This is a genomic window from Shewanella sp. UCD-KL21, from assembly GCF_001957135.1.
Classification (GTDB): Bacteria; Pseudomonadota; Gammaproteobacteria; order Enterobacterales; family Shewanellaceae; genus Shewanella.
Map to the genome: position 1 here is coordinate 1 of NZ_MPHK01000045.1, position 2,423 is coordinate 2,423.

1 tRNA gene and 3 rRNA genes are annotated in these 2,423 nt (G+C 41.5%); all 4 read left to right on the forward strand.

Annotated elements, in window-relative coordinates:
- The first annotated feature begins 182 nt into the window (after positions 1 to 182).
- Positions 183 to 298: ribosomal RNA gene (rrf, locus tag BM739_RS19695) — 5S ribosomal RNA — on the forward strand.
- Between the two features lie 43 nt (positions 299 to 341).
- Positions 342 to 417: transfer RNA gene (locus BM739_RS19700), tRNA-Thr, on the forward strand.
- 17 nt (positions 418 to 434) lie between these two features.
- Positions 435 to 550, forward strand: a 5S ribosomal RNA gene (gene rrf, locus BM739_RS19705).
- Between the two features lie 1,312 nt (positions 551 to 1,862).
- Positions 1,863 to 2,423: ribosomal RNA gene (locus BM739_RS19710) — 16S ribosomal RNA — on the forward strand; the annotation flags it as partial.

Here is a 2,423-nt window from a genome sequence, read left to right on the forward strand (position 1 = left end):
GTGAGGCTTAACCATACAACCCAGATGAGTTTTTATCTGAGATGATGGTAACTAGATTTATTACTTACTGTTAAAGGTAAGACTTAGTGAAGAATATATAGCGCTTAATGAAGTGCGAACTCAAAGAAAGAAACAGCTTTCCGAATTTAGTTAATCGCTTTTGCGGTTAACAACCAAATTTGCTTGGTGACAATAGCATTGTGGTACCACCTGATCCCATCCCGAACTCAGTAGTGAAACGCAATCGCGCCGATGATAGTGTGGGGTCTCCCCATGTGAAAGTAGGTCATCGCCAAGCACCTAATTTATTTCACTCAATTAGTGAAAAGAAACAAGATAATGCTGATATGGCTCAGTCGGTAGAGCGCATCCTTGGTAAGGATGAGGTCCCCAGTTCGATTCTGGGTATCAGCACCATCTTCAAACCAGATTTGTCTGGAGACAATAGCATTGTGGTACCACCTGATCCCATCCCGAACTCAGTAGTGAAACGCAATCGCGCCGATGATAGTGTGGGGTCTCCCCATGTGAAAGTAGGTCATTTCCAGACGCTAAATTAGAATAATCCCTGACTCTACGAGTCAGGGATTTTTTCGTTTAGGATTTTAAAATATATTCTATGAAAGAAAGCTTTAGTTATCACCTGCAAAATATGATTACGTCCACCAAGAGTGGGCGACATGGCCATATATAAACAGAACGACTTCAAGCGTCTAATAAATAGCCTGCCCGCGACTGTGTAGCGGATTTTTTGCGTTCTTGGTATTTATCAATATTGGGCGCTATTGATAGAAGCTATATTTAAACGTTAGCAGTAAGCACATCCCCCCGCTCATATTACAAATCTATATTCAATGTTGAAACGCTGAATAACTCACAGTAAAAAAACTGAACTAAGTCATGGCCTGCTTGTGTTAAAGGCATTCAGGTCAAATAATCGTTTGAAAAAACTTAAACATAAAACTGATTACTTGCCTTATAACTCCAATCTACTTAACAAGAGTAGAGCGATAGCAATGATTGCTAATGATATGCAAAAAAAGCCGAATTTAATGGCAAGTTTATTCTGTTGAACTAGAATTGATTTCCTGCTCCGATATTTTAATGAGATTTAAAGGTATGTAGCTAAGTAATATTTAGCTAAAAAGTTACTTTTATAACGGTGTCATGGGTGGGATAGCTAAGTCTTTTAAGCTCAAACTTGAATGACATTTTTCACAGCGAGTTATTAGATGGCAATAGAGAGCACCCTTGGGACATCCTGAAAGGATAAAAAAGATCTTAAAATGTGGATAAAGTTGGGGGTAACACGTGGGTATGATGTTCCTAAATAGTAATCTTGAAATAAGTACATATTAATTCAAAAAAGCCCTTGCGCATGTTCAGGATTTGCCTATAATGCGCATCCACTGACACGGCGAAGGCCAATAGGCTCAAGGTGTTAGCGTTAATTAAGCTGCTTTTAAAGCGTCATAATTAACCGGTTGAAAAGCATTTTAAATTAACTTTAAAAATGACTTGACGCCAACAACGGGAAGTGTAGAATACGCCTCCTCAAGCCAACGACCTAGCGTCAAATGGCTGCTGATATGAAAGAATAATTCTTACATGATTAGCAACGCTCTTTAACAAATCAAACAAGAAATCTGTGTGGACACTCACAGGTGTTGAGTTAATCGAAATTGCCATTCTTTCTCGTAAAGAATGATGCAATCAAAATTATTACTCAATGTAACGATGAGTGTTCATAGCAATATGTAACAAACGTTTTAGAGATTCTTCCGAGTCTTTAAATCGAAATCAGAATTCATTGAGCCGAAGCTTTACTTTTATTTATAAGAGTGAATGTTTCAACAAAACTTTAATTGAAGAGTTTGATCATGGCTCAGATTGAACGCTGGCGGCAGGCCTAACACATGCAAGTCGAGCGGTAACAGGAATTAGCTTGCTAATTTGCTGACGAGCGGCGGACGGGTGAGTAATGCCTAGGGATCTGCCCAGTCGAGGGGGATAACAGTTGGAAACGACTGCTAATACCGCATACGCCCTACGGGGGAAAGGAGGGGACCTTCGGGCCTTTCGCGATTGGATGAACCTAGGTGGGATTAGCTAGTTGGTAAGGTAATGGCTTACCAAGGCGACGATCCCTAGCTGTTCTGAGAGGATGATCAGCCACACTGGGACTGAGACACGGCCCAGACTCCTACGGGAGGCAGCAGTGGGGAATATTGCACAATGGGCGAAAGCCTGATGCAGCCATGCCGCGTGTGTGAAGAAGGCCTTCGGGTTGTAAAGCACTTTCAGTAGGGAGGAAAGGTTAACGGTTAATAACCGTTAGCTGTGACGTTACCTACAGAAGAAGGACCGGCTAACTTCGTGCCAGCAGCCGCGGTAATACGAGGGGTCCAAGCGTTAATCGGAAT